This window comes from Mesorhizobium sp. WSM3626 (genome assembly GCF_000513935.1).
Classification (GTDB): Bacteria; Pseudomonadota; Alphaproteobacteria; order Rhizobiales; family Rhizobiaceae; genus Mesorhizobium; species Mesorhizobium salmacidum.
Genome location: NZ_AZUY01000049.1, coordinates 1 through 17,825, shown reverse-complemented (window position 1 = coordinate 17,825; position 17,825 = coordinate 1). Strand labels below are relative to the sequence as shown.

At 56.6% G+C, this 17,825-nt stretch carries 15 protein-coding genes; 10 read left to right on the top strand and 5 right to left on the bottom strand.

Annotated elements, in window-relative coordinates; translation table 11 throughout:
* The first annotated feature begins 140 nt into the window (after positions 1–140).
* Positions 141–1,199, top strand: coding sequence for an NAD-dependent epimerase/dehydratase family protein (locus M653_RS0125760; protein WP_027145912.1), 1,059 nt, complete (start codon positions 141–143; stop codon positions 1,197–1,199).
* 60 nt (positions 1,200–1,259) lie between these two features.
* A complete protein-coding gene (locus tag M653_RS0125755) occupies positions 1,260–3,089 on the top strand; it encodes a rhamnan synthesis F family protein (RefSeq protein WP_027145911.1) in 1,830 nt (609 codons plus the stop codon).
* 165 nt (positions 3,090–3,254) lie between these two features.
* Here the strand turns inward: M653_RS0125755 and M653_RS1000000136955 are convergent, their stop codons facing one another.
* Positions 3,255–3,401 carry a hypothetical protein gene (locus M653_RS1000000136955; RefSeq protein ID WP_156938270.1) on the bottom strand — a complete coding sequence of 49 codons (147 nt, stop codon included), beginning with the start codon at positions 3,399–3,401 and terminating at the stop codon, positions 3,255–3,257.
* A gap of 602 nt (positions 3,402–4,003) precedes the next feature.
* Between M653_RS1000000136955 and M653_RS1000000136070 the strand changes: the two genes are divergently transcribed.
* The 3 genes from M653_RS1000000136070 (at position 4,004) to M653_RS0125740 (ending at position 7,543) form a co-directional block, all read left to right on the top strand.
* Positions 4,004–4,444 carry a helix-turn-helix transcriptional regulator gene (locus M653_RS1000000136070; protein ID WP_032936115.1) on the top strand — a complete coding sequence of 147 codons (441 nt, stop codon included), beginning with the start codon at positions 4,004–4,006 and terminating at the stop codon, positions 4,442–4,444.
* The gene (locus M653_RS0125745) at positions 4,441–4,896 is read left to right on the top strand and encodes a hypothetical protein (RefSeq protein ID WP_027145910.1); all 456 of its coding nucleotides are present in this window, start codon (positions 4,441–4,443) and stop codon (positions 4,894–4,896) included. The genes M653_RS1000000136070 and M653_RS0125745 overlap by 4 nt, the downstream gene beginning before the upstream one ends.
* 685 nt (positions 4,897–5,581) lie before the next feature.
* Positions 5,582–7,543: a rhamnan synthesis F family protein gene (locus M653_RS0125740; protein ID WP_245262345.1), complete on the top strand. Its 1,962-nt coding sequence runs from the start codon at positions 5,582–5,584 to the stop codon at positions 7,541–7,543.
* A 56-nt stretch (positions 7,544–7,599) separates the two neighbouring features.
* On the opposite strand, the gene M653_RS0125735 is transcribed toward M653_RS0125740, so the two are convergent.
* Together M653_RS0125735 and M653_RS0125730 are read right to left on the bottom strand one after the other, a co-directional pair.
* Entirely contained in the window at positions 7,600–8,331 is a 732-nt protein-coding gene (locus M653_RS0125735) for an ATP-binding cassette domain-containing protein (protein ID WP_027145908.1), read from the bottom strand.
* Positions 8,332–8,336: 5 nt separating this feature from the next.
* Entirely contained in the window at positions 8,337–9,224 is an 888-nt protein-coding gene (locus M653_RS0125730; RefSeq protein WP_245262344.1) for an ABC transporter permease, read from the bottom strand.
* Between the two features lie 316 nt (positions 9,225–9,540).
* Between M653_RS0125730 and M653_RS0125725 the strand changes: the two genes are divergently transcribed.
* The 3 genes from M653_RS0125725 to M653_RS0125715 all read left to right on the top strand — a co-directional run bounded on the left by M653_RS0125725 (position 9,541) and on the right by M653_RS0125715 (position 13,181).
* A complete protein-coding gene (locus M653_RS0125725) occupies positions 9,541–11,529 on the top strand; it encodes a nucleoside-diphosphate sugar epimerase/dehydratase (RefSeq protein ID WP_027145906.1) in 1,989 nt (662 codons plus the stop codon).
* A 58-nt stretch (positions 11,530–11,587) separates the two neighbouring features.
* Positions 11,588–12,520: a glycosyltransferase family 2 protein gene (locus M653_RS0125720; protein WP_027145905.1), complete on the top strand. Its 933-nt coding sequence runs from the start codon at positions 11,588–11,590 to the stop codon at positions 12,518–12,520.
* Positions 12,521–12,641: 121 nt separating this feature from the next.
* Positions 12,642–13,181, top strand: a complete 540-nt coding sequence (locus M653_RS0125715; RefSeq protein ID WP_027145904.1) for a sugar transferase — start codon at positions 12,642–12,644, stop codon at positions 13,179–13,181.
* Between the two features lie 45 nt (positions 13,182–13,226).
* Here M653_RS0125715 and M653_RS0125710 read toward each other — a convergent pair whose 3' ends face one another.
* The gene (locus M653_RS0125710) at positions 13,227–14,174 is read right to left on the bottom strand and encodes an NAD-dependent epimerase/dehydratase family protein (protein WP_027145903.1); all 948 of its coding nucleotides are present in this window, start codon (positions 14,172–14,174) and stop codon (positions 13,227–13,229) included.
* Between the two features lie 17 nt (positions 14,175–14,191).
* The gene (locus tag M653_RS01000000133520; RefSeq protein WP_032936112.1) at positions 14,192–15,517 is read right to left on the bottom strand and encodes an O-antigen ligase; all 1,326 of its coding nucleotides are present in this window, start codon (positions 15,515–15,517) and stop codon (positions 14,192–14,194) included.
* 467 nt (positions 15,518–15,984) lie between these two features.
* Between M653_RS01000000133520 and cysD the strand changes: the two genes are divergently transcribed.
* Together cysD and M653_RS0125695 are read left to right on the top strand one after the other, a co-directional pair.
* Positions 15,985–16,890: a sulfate adenylyltransferase subunit CysD gene (gene cysD / locus M653_RS0125700; RefSeq protein ID WP_027145902.1), complete on the top strand. Its 906-nt coding sequence runs from the start codon at positions 15,985–15,987 to the stop codon at positions 16,888–16,890.
* A gap of 2 nt (positions 16,891–16,892) precedes the next feature.
* On the top strand, positions 16,893–17,825 hold a 933-nt coding region (locus tag M653_RS0125695), incomplete at its 3' end, for a GTP-binding protein (protein WP_032936110.1).

Here is a 17,825-nt window from a genome sequence, read left to right as displayed (position 1 = left end):
GTGGCGCATCTTTTTTGCAAGCGCGGACGCGGGGGCGCTGATGCTTTAAGCCAGCCCAACTGGAACTGAGCCTCTCTGCGTCTATTCAAATGAGATCGACGATGGTAACGAACAGCCGGATCAATAATCGGGTATGCTGAATGTCTAAAACATGTGTAGTGACTGGCGGAGCCGGTTTCATTGGCTGTGCGCTCTCCACCAAATTGGCGAATCGTTTCGGTCGCGTAATCGTCGTGGACATCTTGCACCCGCAGATTCACGCTGAGCGAAAGCGTCCCGCCGAACTTGATCCGCGCGTTGAACTCGTGATTGCGGATGTGACCGAGGCTTCCACCTGGACGCAGGCGTTGGAAACCGCCCGGCCCGAAGTTGTGGTGCATCTTGCGGCTGAAACGGGCACCGGACAGTCACTCACAGAGGGCTCTCGCCACGCGATAGCGAACGTCCTTGGCACAACCCGCATGTTGGACGCTTTCGCCACCGCATCGCATGTTCCTGAGCGCTTTGTCCTGGCGTCAAGCCGCGCCGTCTACGGAGAAGGGGCATGGCGTTCAAGGGGGGGCGGCCAAGTAACCTATCCGGGCCAGAGATCGAAGCAGCAGCTCGAGCGCGCGGAGTGGGATTTTCCCGGCCTTGAACCTCTGCCGATGGATGCGGAAAAAACGATACCGAATCCGACCAGTATCTACGGGGCGACCAAACTAACCCAGGAACAGATATTGCGGGCCTGGGCCCTGTCATTCGGAACGGCCGTCAACGTGCTTCGTCTTCAAAACGTATATGGCCCCGGCCAGTCCTTGACGAATAGCTACACGGGAATTGTGTCGTTGTTCATCAGGATGGCCAAGGAAGGCAAGAGCATCCCGATCTATGAAGATGGCGATATCGGAAGGGATTTTGTGTTCATTGACGACGTTGCCTCGGCCATCGACAAGGCCACGACAACAGATCTGTCGCAATCGCTCGCCTATGATGTCGGCACGGGCTCCAAGACCACGGTCCTTGATCTGGCGAAAATCGTCGCGAAGCGGTATGGGGCGCCCGAGCCGCACGTCAACGGCATGTTCCGCAACGGTGATGTACGCTGTGCCGTCGCCGACATTGACAGGACGGTGCGCGAACTGGAATGGCGACCTTTGAAAAGCGTGGACGAGGGGATCGGCCAGCTTTCCGAGTGGATTGATTCACGACTTGGCTAAGCTCAACTTATCGCGCCGAAAAGCTGCGCTGTTTCACCCAAAAGCGCGTAGCGGATTACAATGAAGCGCTTGGCCATCGCATTCCACTATGATGAAAACGGCAAGGTCGAAGACTATTATCTTCATCTGCTGGAGTCACTAAAGCCGTTCGTCGAACACATGATGGTCGTGTCCAATGGCTTCTTGGATGAGGAATCCGCGGATCGCGTCTCGCAGATTGTCGACAGACTAATTGTTCGGGAGAACAGGGGATTCGACGTCTGGGCTTACAAGGCCGGCCTGACCGATATCGGCTGGGAGCGGCTTGCCGACTTTGATGAAGTGCTACTCTTCAATCATACATTCTATGGTCCGATTTTTCCATTTTCCGAGATGTTTTCGCAAATGGACAGTGAGGCGTGTGATTTTTGGGGCATATCGGCCCACCGTGCGATGCGTCCACACCCTTTCAACTCGATGAAATCGGAATTGCCATTTCATCTCAACTCACACTTTATCGCGGTCCGGAAGCCTCTTCATCAGTCGGAAGCTTTCAAGCTGTATTGGCAGCAAATGAGCCGGATCGACTCTTATATGGATTCGATTAAGAAGCACGAAACCGTCTTCACCAAGCATTTTGAGGATATAGGATATAGATGTTCGGTCTATGTTGACCCGAATAACTACAAGACTAACTATCCTGTTTTGATGGAGGTTGATAAAACCATTGAGAACAGGAGTCCGATTCTAAAGAGAAGGCTTTTTTTTCAGGATACGCTATTTTTGGACAGGGAGGCGATAAATCTACCAAGGGCTCTGTGTCTGATCGAGAAAAATTCAGAATATGATCTTTCATTGGTATGGAGAAGTATCGGAAAAGTCGCGAAGCCGAGAACGCTCAACAGCAATTCTGCTCTCATGTCAGTACTCTCTGATGAGGTCGCAGAGGTAAATATGGTGGAGGAGCCGTTTCGTATCGCTGTTATAGCTCATATATTTTATCCCGAAATGTCGGGGGAGATGTTGGCCTATGTGGAGAATATTCCCGCTGGATATGACCTGATCGTCACGACCGACACCGATGAAAAAAAGGCGATGATAGAAGTCTCGATGGCCGGGGCGCGCGGTGCCAACCGTGTGATCATACATGTCGTTGATTCAAATGACGGCCGAGATACGTCAGCGTTGCTGATTTCTTGCCGAGATTATGTCTTAAATGGAGAATATGATCTTGTTTGCCGTGTGCATTCTAAGAAATCCCCCCAGGATGGGGCCAGGGGTGACCAATTCAAGCTGCATATGCTCGATAATTTGCTTTACTCGAAAGCCTATGTCGAAAACATAATCAGGTTGTTCGCGGAAAATTCCGCCATTGGACTTGTCATGCCGCCGATAGTCCATATTGGCTATCCTACGATGGGAAACTCCTGGTTCGGAAACAAGGATAATGTCGCACTGCTCGCCGAAGAGCTGGGGCTGAAAATACACCTTGATGACGACATGCCGGTGGCGCCTTACGGTGGAATGTACTGGTTCAGACCGCTGGCACTAAGGAAGTTATTCGCGCACGAGTGGAAATGGAGCGACTTCGCTGGAGCACGTCATAAGGACGGCAGCTTGCCTTATGCGATTGAACGGATCGTGGCATATGTGGCGCTTGATGCCGGCTACGTGTTCCGCCATGTCCTGACGCCCAGCCATGCGGCTCGAAATTATACCATGCTGGAAGCAAAATTGTCGGCTTTCTATTCCGGTCAGTCGCCAAACTATGGCGTGAAATCAGCGTTCAGGGTCCTGGTTCTAGCCCTTAAGCGAGCGACAACACGCAGATCGCCCTTTCTCTTTCGTATCCTTAGGCCGCCTTACCGAGCAATAATAGCAGTTGGAAATCGTCTGGCTAGGAAAGCGTAGGAGCCGCCTTCGCAGGTGCGGTCCTCGCTCCCACTCGGATGTATTTCGGCAGGCTGTGCGAAGGGTGGATAACGTCTCAAGCTCTCTGAATATCTAAGGACAGTTTGGGCATCCGACCTGAGAATTTGTCCGCGATTCTTCTTCCATAGTTGTTGGTCGGTCGCTCTAACAGTAATACATCAATGCAGTCACGGAAGCACGCACGCGATCGTCGCGACAATCCACGGAGCCAATGCCATTGGCCTCCTGTTGTTTGATGAAATCTTCTAAGCGGTTCTCGCGTAGGGCCTCACTCAAAGTCAAATCTGTCATAGGCTGTCTCCTGGGCTGGTAATGTCACGTTTCCCATTCGAGAGGAAAACGGTTGCGCCGGCGGGGGTAGTAGTTGACTTTAAACGCAACTAATCTTATTTTGTATCGAGCAACGGGGACAGGTCGTCTCGTTGCGCGACCACCGCTTAGGCAGAGGGCGGAGGCCAAGCGGTTTCTTTATGTGACGCCTAAGGTTCATATGGGTCTAGCCGGGAAAGACCCCGAGTTGAGCCATCTGCCAATGGCGGAAATGGAAGAGCAAATCGCGAATTTTTGTTTCGGTTGGTACATCGCGGTGAGCCTTAAAGGGGATCCAGACGAGCAGGGTCCGGACATGGAACGGTTACATACTCTTGATGAGGTTTGGGTGATTTGCGCTCGGAAGCCTAGGCACTTCCAAGTACGCCTATTCGGTCGTTTCCTCGATGCCGGCATATTCGTAGGCTTAGGGTTGCATTGTCGGCATTGGCTAGGGCTTCATAAGAACAGGAACTACAGAGACACTGCCGCCGGTATCCCCGGTCTTTGGAGCGGCACTATGGGTAATGTGCTGCCTTTTCGAGCAGCAACAGCGTTAGGGTACCTTAAGGGGCTATGTCGCGATGTGGATGAAGAAATCTAAGACGATTTCCGACCAAGAGTTTGCTCAAGAGTTCGAGCGGGGAATTCTGCGCTCTGCTTTTGTGAGTACGTTTTGGGCGGTAATCCAGGCCAGGAAAGTGGAGACAGGGTTCACTCTCACTCAACTTGCCGACCGTCTCGGAATCAATAAATCCGCCATCTCTCGATGGTTTTCAGGGACGAAGCCCAATTGGGAAATCAGCACCATAGCGGACATCGCGAATGCTCTAGATGTTGACGTTGAGGTAACGGTGGTAGACCGCCATTCGAACCGCCGCTTTGGGCCTGCTGGAGAGATACGCAACCCAACGCGAGCACCGAGCACCAACCGTATTTGCGTTACCTCACGCCGCGTGAGCGATGGCAATAGCCCATCCACGGATGTGGTCGTCACGCAAATAATTCGCAGTGAAGCAGCATGATCCTTCATCCACACGCTGGTGTCATATTCTGCGATGACATTCGACACGAGACCAACGGGAAGCAAATCTACATCGGCGTTTATAACGACGAAATTCTGTTCGATGGACCGCTCCCTTGGGCTTTGCCGGGCGGCCTATGGTGCGCAATCAGATACCAAGAGCGCTATCCGGAAGTGATACCATCGTTAGCAGTGAAGGTCCGCGTTGAAAATAAAACCTCAGGCGTGACGGACATGGTGGAAACGGCAATTCAGACAGCTTCAGCCGATGAGTTACCGCAGAAATCTCCTTTCGAATTTGAAACGGAAACCATTCATATTTTGACTCTTGCCGTGCAGTTGCAGCTTCCGGGGATGGCATTTGAAGAGCCAGCAAAATTGTCGGTTATAATCGTCCGTAATGGCGAGGAAATTCATGGCGGCCGATTGCGAATTGGGCAGCTAGTTAGGTGAAAGCACCCAGCGTTAGTGGTCGTTCATGCCTCAAGCGTCCTGGCATGCTTAAGCACAGCGAAAAGGCACTCACGACAAAAAACAATGGGACTCCCATTGTGTCAGGGGTGACGTAGACGCCGATCCACTCGGGCAAGCCAAAGATCGGCTGTGGCATCATCGCGACGTGAACCTACCACAACCCACAATGCGGCGAGGCCGCGCAAGGAATCCAGATACCGAACTCGTTTCGTTTTTCCGCTGGCAATCTGCGTATTGTTCCAATGGCCGGTCTTGCGGCGGATATTCGTTGATATTTGACTTACTCCTCTCTACCCATGTCGCAGGCGTCAGTCAGTAGTCAAGTTTCCACCGTCTTCCACTCGTATTCCGCCCCGCGACTTCGTCCACTCTCGAGTTGGAGGCTTCAGTTTTCGCTGTATGGATAAGGCAGCCGGTCCGCAATGCAGCCATATACCTACCGCTCCCTCGGCATTGTTGACAGAGCTGCCCAAAGGTTGACACAGGGTGCCGAGCCCGTTCATTTGCACCGTGAAACTCCATTGGGCGACCAGGGTGCCACCATGCTGTTGTTCCGTATGGACGGGTGTCTCACAACTGGAGATGCTCGCTAAGCGACCGAGAAAATGCACCACATCGACCAATCTGCGCATCGTCCTCTCATTGTAACATCCGGACCCGATAAATGATAAAGCGACTAGCCATAGCCTTTTTTTACGATGAAGAAGGGATCGTCGACGACTACTTTCTGCATCTGATCAAATCTCTGCAGCCATTCGTAAGTAAGACCATTTTTGTGTCGAACGGCTCTTTGTCGCGCGATTCCGAAATGGCCGTTAAGCCATTGGTCGAAGAGATAATAATTCGAGACAACAGCGGATTCGATGTTTGGGCCTATAAGACCGGAATTGAGTCGGTCGGATACGAAAATCTTGGCGAGTATGATGAACTTCTGCTCTACAATCATACATTTTATGGACCCATCTATCCGTTCTCGGAGATGTTCGAAGAGATGGAGAAAAGGAAGTCCCTCGATTTCTGGGGGATCACGATTCACAAGGAGATGACTCCGAACCCTTTTACGGGACAAGGCCATCTCCCTCGGCACATCAATTCCCATTTCATAGCCATTCGGAAGCCGATGCTTACCTCTTTGGCATTTCGCCGGTACTGGGAGACAATGCCCGAGATAGGAAGCTATAATGAATCGGTTCTGAAGCACGAGAGTCGGTTCAGCGATCATTTTTCGAAGCTGAAATACAAATACGAAGCGTATCAGAATCCGGATGACTACGGTTCGGATTACCCGTGCTTTATTAATATTGAGGAAACCATTAAGAATAGGATACCAATACTAAAAAGGCGATTATTTTTCCACGAGTCTCTGTTTCATGAGGCTCATGCGATAAACCTTCCAAAGGCTATCGATATCATACGCGAAACGTCAGATTACGACTTAGGTCTTGTTTGGAGGAACATTGCTCGTGGTGCCTCACCGAGGATATTGAATACCAATGCAGCATTGATGTCTGTGCTGCCCGATCAGATACTTGAGGATAACGCCCCGAATGATTTGCGAATTGCGGTGTGCGCTCACGTCTTTTACGTAGAGCTTTTGGATGAGTTGCTGTCATACTCCAGGAATATAGGAAATAAATACGATTTCATCGCGACAACAGATACTAGCAAGAAGAAGAGGTTAATCGAGGCTCGTCTTAAGAAGGAGGTAGGTATAGGTAATTCGATTGTTCGTGTCGTGAGCGAAAACCGTGGACGCGACATGGCGGCGCTCTTCATTTCTTGCAAGGATATCTTCCAGCAAGACAACTACGATCTCGTTTGCAGGATTCACACAAAGAAGTCGCCACAGGTCTCTGCCGCGCAAGGGTTGCTGTTCAAGAACCATCTGTTGGAAAATCTTCTGAACAGCCCAGGCTATGTTGCGAACGTCATAGACTTATTTCGAAAGAATCCGGTTATCGGAATTGCCATCGCACCTATTATCCATATTTCATTCATGACGATGGGATATTCGTGGTTCTCCAATAAAGAGCCGGTGAAGGACCTGCTCAGAAAGATCGACGTCAAAGTGCCTCTCGATGAGGATACGCCATTGGCTCCATACGGGTCGATGTTTTGGTTTCGGCCCAAGGCACTGCAGAAGCTGTTCGACAGGAATTGGAAGCTCAGCGATTTTCCAACCGAGGGGAATTATCGGGACGGCGATCTACCGCATGCCTTGGAGCGGGCTATTGTCTATGTCGCGCAGGATGCGGGATACCTCGCTCATCAGATCATGTCCCCAAGACAGGCTGCCTTCAACTACACAATGCTCGAATATAAGTTGCAAAAGATGCTGACACATTCTCCGGTGTACAGCTTTTTCGCACTCATTGAGAAAATGCGCATTTGGAAGGCGAATGGCCATCCCATTATGATCGAAGCCAACGGCAACCCTGTTCTAGCTCCTGTGGTTGAGGTTAACGGCAACTCTCTTGTCGGCGCGCGTCAGCCGCTCCTTAAGGAATCTATCGTGACGACGATCGGGGCTGCCAAGAGGTCTTTGCACGCCAGGGCTCCCTCCGTATTCTATGTCTTGCGGCCATTCTATCGGATCGGCAGGAACCTTATGTCTCTTGTGAGATGACGGCTGAGACCTGCATGGCGTATGAGTTTCTCAAGCGCCAGCATCTTAGGAGTCAATCAATGCTTCCTGGACGGGACTTTCACGACCGGATGTAGCGACTCCACTCGCCCACTGCGAAGCGTAAGCTTTTTTGTGCATACGCTGTTGATCAGATTCTCATCGTGGCTGGCCAGGACAATGATACCTGCTTTTTCTGCCAATTCGTCCATGCGCCGTTTGGCTTTCTGTTGGAACGCCGCATCGCCGGCGCCGATCCACTCGTCCATCAGCAGAATCTCAGGATCAAGCGCTGTCGCCGCTGCGAAGGCGAGACGCGCGGCCATGCCCTGGCTGTAGGCCTTGAACGGGACATCGATGAAATCACCGAGTTCGCTGAAATCGATTATTTCTTCCACCTTCTCTTCGATCTCGGCCTTCGTCCAGCCGCTGATCAATCCCCTCAGCACGATGTTCCTGCGCCCGGTGGCCTCGGGTCGGAAACCTATACTGATGTTGAACAGCGCATCGACTTTGCCGGCGATGGACATCGTGCCGCCCGTTGGCTGGTAGATTCCGTATAGAACCTTGAGCAGGGTGGTCTTACCGGCGCCATTCGGGCCGACAAGCCCTAACCGGTCGCCCGCCTTGAGCTCGAAGCTGACACCGTCGAGCGCCTGCACGACCTGTTTGGTGCCCGCCTTTGCTATGTTGCCGCCAAGAGCGCTGCGACGCCGGCCAGGCGCCGAAAGCGTCAGCTTTTCAAACAGCCGATAGACGAGGCTGACATTGTTCAGTTTGATGGAGGTCATGAGGCTCAGATCAGGAAAACGACGTGCTTGCGGTAACGGCCCAGCAGCAGCAACGCAATAGCCCAGGCGCCGATACAGATGTAACCTGTCACCGCCAGAGCATGCGTCGGAAAGATGCCCGCCGTGATCGGTTCACGCACGCCCTCAAGGAAATAGGTGAACGGATTCCAATGATAGGCATACTTTTGGATGCCTTCTTGCCCGCTATAGACCCAAAAGACCGGCGTCAAGAACATGCCAACCCGCATCATATTGCCGACGATGAACTCACTGTCGGGGAAAAAGGCGCCCAAGAACGCGAAGACCATGACAAATGCAGGAGTTGCCAGGACGATAAGCAGCAGGCCCAGCAACGACAGCAGCCAGTTCGTGTCGATGCCGTAACCGCTCAACAACAGAATAAGAACGCATCCCGCTAGCGAATAACCAGCCCGGATGACGCTTTGCATCGTCAATCGCATCACGTACACGAACAACGGCAGTGTCGTGCCTTGAATGAAGCTCGCCTCGCGCTGGAAGAGCGACACGCTCACGGTGATTGTTTCGCTGAGATAGAACCATACCAGCATGCCGATGGCTACGTAGGCTATGTAGCTGGGGTTGCTCGCGTCCTTGGTGACGAAAACAAAGACAAACGTGCCGACGAAAGCGAAATAGTTGACCAGCATCCAAAGCGGGCCGAGTGTCGTGCGTCTGTGCTGGTCGCCAATGTCTTCATGGGCAAGCGCCACCCAGACCCGGTGTAATTTCATGGCTTTTGAGATGTCGTCAAAAGCCCCGTTTAGTGCAGCGATCATAGCTGGGAGTATCGCAATCTGTTGTTTCGGCGCATTGTCCTTCGCTGGCCATAGCGAACCACCAAGCCCCTGTCTAATAGCCGTTTCGATGGACATATGGCAACGCATTGCGTCCTAACGAGGTCTGGAGCAGAGTCAACTGCGGCAAAACTGGACACACATGCTGATGACGTACTGTTTATAAGCAAGCGCTAATGCGGACTTCGCGGCAATTTTCCACGAATCGGGCTTCATGCTTCCCTTGCCTCTCATTCTTCCAAAAAAACATCTGGCTATGCCTCGTCCCCCGCAGTATGCGATACAGCAGGCGAGGGCCGGAGATGCTACTTGGAAGTGTGACGGTCACGAATGATTTCTCGTGTTCACACTTTGCTGGTAGTCATGCCGACAGTCTGGAGTTTAGTACTGCCTAATGAATACTTCCCTGGAAGCTGTGTTCGGACTCAGGCCCGGGATGCGGCGCGCCTTCATCATGGTCCAGGACGTGGCCATGGTCCTGGTCGCGGTCGCGCTCAGTCTCGTTCTGTCGCGGTCGGATCTTTCGTTCGGCGCGCTCTCCACGGAGGGTCTATTCACCTGGGCCGGCATCGTGCTCATAAGCCATCTTCTGTTCAGATATTGCGGCCTCTACACCACGGTCTGGCGCTTCGCCTCGACGCCTGATTTCTTCAACATCCTGAAGAGCTGCGCGATCCTGACCTTCGTGCTCTACGCCGTTTCGCTGGTCGTGCGTTTCTTCCAGCCCGTCGCGGGCCTCAACGAGCGCCAGTTCATCGTCTTCCTGCTCGTCTCCTTCACCATCATCTCGGCGCCCCGGCTGTTCTACCGCTTCCTGCGTGACGGCGCGAGCTGGGGTATTTTGAACCGCAAGGCCGACACGGCGCGGACCAAGCAGGCCCTGTTCGTCGGGCGGCTCGGCGAGGCCGACCTGATCATTCGTTTCACGCGTACGGCGCAGCCCGCCGAGCATTCCATTGTCGGCATCATGGCGACCGAGCGTGGCGCACCGCTGGGCACGCGCATTCAAGGGGTTCCCGTGGTGGCCACCCGGCCGCGCCTGATCAATGTCCTGGAGGACTATGCGACCGGCAGCAAGAGCCTCGATCTGCTGATTTTCGGCAGCGGCGCCGAACACGAGATCGAGGAATATTCCGAGCTGGTCCGCGTCGCGCGTCACGGCGACATCGGGGTCGTGCAGTTCGCTGGGCTTTCGCAGGTGGGCCAGGAGGGAAAGCTCGTTCTCGATGCCGTCGAGATGGAGACGATCCTGCGCCGCCCGACTGTGCCGTCCGACATCGAGCGCATCGGCGCCTTCGTCGGCGGCAAGCGCGTCCTGGTCACGGGAGGCGCCGGCTCCATCGGGCGAACGCTGGTCAAGCGGTCGCTGGAGCTTGGAGCCGAGGCCGTGCTGGTCGCCGACAATTCCGAATTCGGCATCTTCCAGCTGAGCCAGTATGTCGACGAGAAGGACCACGACCGCCTCAAGGTCCGCATCGTCGATGTCGCGGACAGGCGCCAGATGACGCGCGTCGTCACGGAGTTCAAACCCGACATCCTCTTCCATGCCGCGGCGCTGAAGCACGTTCCGCTTCTGGAGGAGAACTGGGAATCGGCCATCCAGACCAACGTTTTCGGCACGCTTGTCTGCGCCGAGGTCGCCGCCAAATGCGGCGTGGCGCAATTCGTCATGGTCTCGAGCGACAAGGCCGTCGATCCGACGTCCGTGCTCGGCATGACCAAGCGGGCCGCCGAACAGATCGTCAGCGCCCTGCATGAAACGCCGGCCGGCGAACCGGGCGGCCGCCGCGCCGCCACCAAGTTCATCGCGGTGCGCTTCGGCAACGTCTTCGGCAGCAATGGCTCGGTGGCGACCATATTCCAGGCGCAGATCGAGGCCGGTGGGCCGGTCACCATAACCGACCGCCGCATGACGCGCTATTTCATGACTGTCGCCGAGGCCGTCGATCTCGTCATCATGTCGGCGGCCGATGCCGCGTCGCGGCCGGCCGACCAGGACTACGCCGTCTACATGCTCGACATGGGCAAGCCCGTGCCGATCGTCGAAGTGGCCGAAACGATGATCCGCATGGCGGGCAAAAGCCCCTATACGGATATACCAATCCGCTTCACCGGTATCCGGCCGGGCGAAAAGCTCCACGAGATACTTCACGGCGAAGACGAGGTATTGGTCGAGCTCAGCATTGCCAAGATTTTTGGCCTGAGCACCGATGTGGCGCAGTGGTCGGATGTCCAGGCAGCACTTGCGGCATTGCAGCAATCCATGAAGAGCCAGGACAAGGCCGCCTCGCTCACCATCCTGGCCGATCTCGACCGCGCGACGAAGACAAGGGCGAACGCGCGGCAGGACGCGGTCCCGAAGACGGCCGGGCAGGCGAGCTAAAGCAATTCCGGGAAAAGTGCGTAGCGGTTTTCCTCGCGCAGCAAGGCGTTTGACATCAGTGGGTAAGACAGATCTGCGCATTGCCGTCCTGATGGCCACGAAGGACGGCGCCGCCTTCATCGACGAGCAAATGCAGTCGCTGCTCGACCAGTCCCATCCTCTGGTCGACCTCTGGATATCCGACGACGGCTCAGTCGATGGCACGGTTGCCATCGTCGAAGCCTGGAAGCCCCGCTGGGCAAAAGGTCGGATAAATTTGGTGGAAGGGCCGCGGCAAGGCTTTGCCGCCAATTTCCGGTCGATGATCCTCGACCCGCGCATTGACGCGGATTGTTACGCCTTCAGCGATCAGGACGATGTCTGGGAGCCCGACAGGCTTGAAAGCGCCCTTGGCTGGATGCGGACATTTGACGTGGCGCAACCGCTGATGTTCTGCTCGCGAACCGCGACCATGGCCGAAACCGGAAGCCTGGTCGGCCATTCGCCGCTGTTTAGCCGTCCGCCGGCCTTCCGCAACGCGCTGGTGCAAAGCATTGCCGGCGGCAACACCATCCTGCTCAACCGCGCCGCCCGCGATCTGTTGGCCAAGGCCTCCGCTCGCACCGGTTTCGTCAGCCATGATTGGTGGGCCTATCTGATCGTCACCGGTGCCGGCGGCGTCGTCCGCTACGATCCGCGACCATTGGTGCGCTACCGCCAGCATGCGGCAAACCTGGTCGGCGCCAATGCATCGTGGCAGGCGCGGATCTCGCGGCTCGGCCGCCTCTTCAAGGGCCACTTCGCGGACTGGACCGATCTCAATCTCGCCGGCCTTGCCGTCAATCGCGACCTCCTTACGACGGATGCGCTGGCATGCCTCGATTTGTTCGCGAACGGTCGGCAAGGTAGCCTTTTCCAACGCCTGGGCGCCCTGCACAAAAGCGGCGTCTATCGACAGACTATTGCCGGGACCCTTGGGCTCTATCTCGCCTTTATCCTGGGTCGCATCTGAATATTGCGGACCGCGTGGCGGCGCTTGGTCAGGAAGGCGACCTCATGCTACGCCGACCGGATTGACCGGTTTCGCTCGCGGTTGCCGCGTGAAACCCTGGCAGGGAGCCCATCGGCCACTCATGACGACAGCCAAGAAAATCTTCGATCTCGCCGGTGCGGCTGTGCTGCTGGTGGCAACCTCTCCCATTCTGTTGCTTGCCATTCTTGCCGTCCGTGCATCGTCGCCAGGTCCGGTGATTTTTTCCCAAACGCGGATTGGCCGCGAAGGGGCGCTTTTTCGCTGCCACAAGTTAAGGACGATGTACCAGGGAACGCCATCCTTGCCCTCGCATGAAACCCCCGTGAGCGCCGTGACATCGGTTGGAAAGGGCTTGCGGAAATTCAAGCTCGACGAGTTGCCGCAACTCTGGAATGTCCTGCGCGGCGAAATGAGCCTGGTCGGACCGCGTCCCTGCCTGCCGACCCAAACAGAACTGATCGAATGCCGCAGGCGGCTCGGGGTTTTGCAGGCTCTCCCCGGAATGACAGGCTTGGCCCAGATCAGGGGCATCGACATGTCGAACCCGCAACTTCTGGCCGAAATCGATGCCAGCTATCTCAGGACCGCGTCGTTCTGGCTCGACCTTCGGATCTTGTTCGGAACGCTCTATCGCGGCTGAGCGCGCCGTGCTCCAGAAGCAGAAAACCAGTCCTTGGACCAGTGGTCAAACGGGAAGTCGGGGCTTTCGGAGCCGCGCTATCTCGGTCAGCCATTCCAGTGTGCCGGATTCCGGCGCCCAGCCTTGCGAGGCAAGCAGGGAAGGGTCGCATATCTGTGTCGCGGTCAGGCTGTCCCAGAACGGCCGCCTGCCAAGCAGTATGGCGGCCGCCCGCATCGGTCCGGCCGGCATTGGCACCAAGCGCGTCGGCCTCCCGAAACCGCGGCGAAAGGCACCGATGATGGCAGCGACGGAAACCGGCGTCACGTCGCTGGCGGTATAGACCGGATGAAGCGGCTGCGAATGGCAAAGCAGATGCCACACCGCCCGTGCCGCCGATTGCGATGACAGCAGCGAGCGGTTTGCCGTCAACGCGCCTGTCGGGATCGGCAGAGCCGTATCGGCGAGCCGCATCAGCGTCGCCAGGTTTCCTTTCATGCCGATCCCGTAGACTGGAGGCAGCCGCAATATGGCGGCGTCGGCACGGCCATGGGAGGCATAGGCGTCCAGCACCGCGATTTCTGCTTCGCGCTTCGAGCGCCCGTAGGCGTCTTGCGGTTCGGGGACCGTGTTTTCGTCGATCGTTGCGCTGGCACGCGCGCCGATCACGGCCCGGATCGAGGAAAGATGGATGAACCGTCCGCTTGCCTGGGTGGCGGCGGCATGTGCCAGACGTGCGCTCAATTGCGCATTGGCTGCCCGAAAATCGGCTTCGGTAGCATTGCCCTGGTCATTGTTCAGACCCGCGCAATGGACGATATCCGTAACGTCCCTGGTCAGCGCCAGGAAAGCCGCGGCCGGCGCATCGAAACCCGGCATTGGCACGGCGTCGGACCCCGCGTCAAGTCTCTCCGGCCGGCGGGAGGCGAGGCGAAGCCCGACACCGGCCTCACGAAGCCGATGGACCACCTGGCGGCCGATGAAGCCCGTCGCGCCCGTAACCAGGACTTTCATTGTCTTGCCCGGACCGGCTATCGAGCGGCTGGCCGGGGTGCCAGGCCTTCTACTGATGGAACGGCTTGGCTGTTTGCTGGTGAAACCGTCCGTGCTTCCACCAACGCGGCCTGGCGCCCACATGCAAGATATGTTCCCGACACCAGGAAGACCATAAAGACCGAGTCCAGAATGTCATGGCCGATCAGGATGCCTGTCATTCCGGCGGTCAGGTAGGTGATCACGACGGCGACAATCATGGTGGCGCCGAACCGCTCGATCGGATCGGCGCTGTCGCGAAGGACCCGGGCGGCATTTCTGGCGGCAACCACAAAGATCGCTGCCAGCGTCACCGCACCCAGGATTCCTGCTTGCACCAAGGCGGTCAGGAAGCCGTTATGGAAATGACTGAAACCTTCGTCCATCCCGAACTGGTCCTGAAAGCCCTGCTTGATCAAGACGTGAGTGGCACCCACCCCATGTCCGAAAAATGGCATCTCCCGAAATGCCTTCAGGCCGATATCCCAAAGCGCGACGCGCGATCCCAGAGCAGTCGTGTGGTCACCATGGGCCGCCAGCGCATCCCAATCGGAGTGCAGAAAGGCGACACGCCCCGCTATCGTCTGGAACCCGAAAAACGCGATTGTGACTGCGATCGCGGCCAGCAGCAAAAGCACGCGAACGGCATTTCTCCCTCTCAGCCTCTGCTGGTTGATCAGCAGAACGGCGATACCGGCAATCAGCAGCGCCAGCCAGACGATGCGCGTACCGGAGTAGATAATGGCGACCGTTCCGCCGAGTGCAGCGCAGATGAGGGCGATCCTGTACCTCTCTATACCGGACAGGGCAGCAGCCACGCAGGTCACCACTGCAAGGCAGAGGACCTCAGCGAAAACGATCGCATTTCCGGCCCCGCCCTCGGCGCGTATGCCAAGCCGATACTGCTGATAGACCGCCAGCAGCAGCGCCCCGAAACAGGCAGCCATGCTGGCCAGCACAATGATGCGGACGAGCGTTGCCTTCTGCGTAATGCTCCAGGTCGAATAGGAGATGGGAAAAAACAGAAAGGTGATGAGCGGGATAAGATGCCGCGCGTCCTTGACGATCACGTGGTTGACGAGGGACGCCAGGACATTGCTTGCGCAATAGGCATAGATCGCGATCGTCAGCGGCATCATCGCGCGGTCGACATTGAAGCGTCTTCTCTTCAAGGCGATCAACAGGACGGACCACAAGCCGCCGCCATTGAACACGAAGCTAACCACCGATCCCAGGACCGGGGGAGAAAAGAAGCAGAGAATGGAGAAGTAGATATTGATCCGCGAAGGCGTGAATTGCTGCCTAATGGATGAAAGCCGGTTCAATTCTCGGACCTGCTATTCCAGAGAGATTTTATGCGGCACATCTTCGAAAGTGCTCGCCTCGAAACTGCCCGTGCTTCATCACGCACTTGCCCACTCTCGAAAAGCGTATAGCGGCTGGGTCGCTGTTTCGATAGTGCGTCCGGATCGATTGCCGCCGAAATCCCGCATTCGGGGCCGGTTGACCCCTGCGCCGCCGCCACGGCGCTCTCACAGGCAATATTTTTCCTGCCTTTCCCAGCTGGAGGCCCTTCAAGCAGAAATTTCCGGATTTTGCCACTAGCACGGAAAATTCATTCCCGAACCGACTGCTGCCGAGCTCGTCCTGCATTGTTCTGGGCCGCGACGATCTGCTAGAACGCCCGAACGAAACACTTTGTCCAGAAGCGAAGCTTGAAGCGGGCGCAAAAAGGCTCGATGATTTGACGCAGGAACTTCTGTTGCAAGGCACGAGAGAACGCTCACGGTCCATGATATCAGCGCTTACGCATCTGCAGCGGCTTGAAGCCGAGTCGATCCACATATTCCGCGAGGTCGCGGCCGCTTTCACCAAGCCGGTTATGCTCTATTCCGTCGGCAAGGATTCGTCGGTGCTGATGCATCTGGCGATGAAGGCGTTCTATCCGGCCAAGCCGCCATTCCCCTTTCTTCACGTCGACACCACCTGGAAATTTCGCGAGATGATCGCATTTCGCGATCAGATGGCGCAGAAGCTGGGGTTCGACCTTCTGGTTCATGTCAACGAAGACGGCGTGCGCGACAACATCAATCCGTTCGATCACGGTTCGAACACCCACACCCATGTGATGAAGACCGTGGCGTTGCGCCAGGCGCTCGACAAATACGGCTTCGATGCCGCCTTTGGTGGCGCCCGCCGTGACGAGGAAAAGTCGCGCGCCAAGGAGCGCATCTTCTCTTTCCGCAATGCCCAGCATGTGTGGGATCCGAAGAACCAGCGGCCCGAAATGTGGAAGATCTTCAACACTCGCATCGCGCAGGGTGAATCGATCCGCGTCTTCCCCTTGTCGAACTGGACCGAGCTCGACATCTGGCAGTACATTCTGCAGGAAAACATCCCGATCGTGCCGCTCTATTTCGCCAAGCAGCGGCCGGTTGTCGAACGCGATGGCATGTTGATCCTCAAGGATGATGATCGCATGAAGCTGCTGCCCGGCGAGGTCGTGGAGGACAGGTTGGTGCGGTTCCGCACGCTTGGTTGCTATCCGCTGACCGGCGCCATCGAATCCGACGCCGACACACTCGAGGCCATCGTCGGCGAGATGCTGACGGCACGCACATCCGAACGGCAGGGTCGCCTGATCGACCGCGATGAAGCCGGTTCGATGGAAAAGAAGAAGCGCGAGGGGTATTTCTGACCATGCGCCACATCATGGCGAAGAGCCTCGCTCCCACGGATGGCGTCCGCGATTATCTGGCCGCGCAGGAGAANAAGTCGCTGCTGCGCTTCCTGACCTGCGGTTCGGTGGATGACGGCAAGTCGACGTTGATCGGACGCCTGCTGTCCGACACCAAGCAGATTTTCGAGGACCAGCTCGCCGCGCTCGAACGCGATTCGCGCAAGCACGGCACGACGGGCGACGACATCGACTTCGCGCTCTTGGTCGACGGCCTCGAGGCCGAGCGCGAGCAAGGCATCACCATCGATGTCGCCTACCGCTTCTTCGCCACGCCGAAGCGCAAGTTCATCGTTGCCGATACGCCCGGCCACGAGCAATACACCCGCAACATGGCGACCGGCGCCTCGACCGCCGATCTGGCGATCGTGCTGATCGATGCCCGGCAAGGGGTGCTGCGCCAGACAAGGCGCCATTCGATCATCGCCTCGCTGCTCGGCATCCGCCACATCGTGCTGGCGGTCAACAAGATCGATCTCGTCGATTTCGACCAGGCGGTCTTCGACAGGATCGTCGAGGACTACCGGCAGTTCTCGCGCGATCTCGGTTTCCAAGCCATCATGCCGATCCCGATGTCGGCCCGCTACGGCGACAACGTCAGCCGCCGCTCCGAAACCATGCAGTGGTATTCCGGCCCGACACTGATCGAGCATCTCGAAACCGTGTCGGTCGACGAAGNCACGGCCGAGNTGCCGTTCCGCTTTCCGGTCCAGTACGTCAATCGCCCCAATCTCGACTTTCGTGGTTTTGCCGGCACCATCGCGTCCGGTACCATTGCGCAAGGCGACGCGGTCGTCGTCGCCAAATCGGGCAAGTCCTCGCATGTCAAACGCATCGTCGCCTATGGCGGCGATCTCAAACAGGCAGTGGCCGGCCAGGCCATAACGCTCGTCCTC

Coding starts and splice junctions, on each gene's coding strand:
- M653_RS1000000136070 (WP_032936115.1), top strand. CDS start 4,004: ATGTGGATGAAGAAATCTAAGACGATTTCCGACCAAGAGTTTGCTCAA.
- M653_RS0125760 (WP_027145912.1), top strand. CDS start 141: ATGTCTAAAACATGTGTAGTGACTGGCGGAGCCGGTTTCATTGGCTGT.
- M653_RS0125745 (WP_027145910.1), top strand. CDS start 4,441: ATGATCCTTCATCCACACGCTGGTGTCATATTCTGCGATGACATTCGA.
- M653_RS0125725 (WP_027145906.1), top strand. CDS start 9,541: ATGAATACTTCCCTGGAAGCTGTGTTCGGACTCAGGCCCGGGATGCGG.
- M653_RS0125740 (WP_245262345.1), top strand. CDS start 5,582: ATGATAAAGCGACTAGCCATAGCCTTTTTTTACGATGAAGAAGGGATC.
- cysD (WP_027145902.1), top strand. CDS start 15,985: ATGATATCAGCGCTTACGCATCTGCAGCGGCTTGAAGCCGAGTCGATC.
- M653_RS1000000136955 (WP_156938270.1), bottom strand. CDS start 3,401: ATGACAGATTTGACTTTGAGTGAGGCCCTACGCGAGAACCGCTTAGAA.
- M653_RS0125755 (WP_027145911.1), top strand. CDS start 1,260: ATGAAGCGCTTGGCCATCGCATTCCACTATGATGAAAACGGCAAGGTC.
- M653_RS0125710 (WP_027145903.1), bottom strand. CDS start 14,174: ATGAAAGTCCTGGTTACGGGCGCGACGGGCTTCATCGGCCGCCAGGTG.
- M653_RS0125715 (WP_027145904.1), top strand. CDS start 12,642: ATGACGACAGCCAAGAAAATCTTCGATCTCGCCGGTGCGGCTGTGCTG.
- M653_RS0125735 (WP_027145908.1), bottom strand. CDS start 8,331: ATGACCTCCATCAAACTGAACAATGTCAGCCTCGTCTATCGGCTGTTT.
- M653_RS0125730 (WP_245262344.1), bottom strand. CDS start 9,224: ATGTCCATCGAAACGGCTATTAGACAGGGGCTTGGTGGTTCGCTATGG.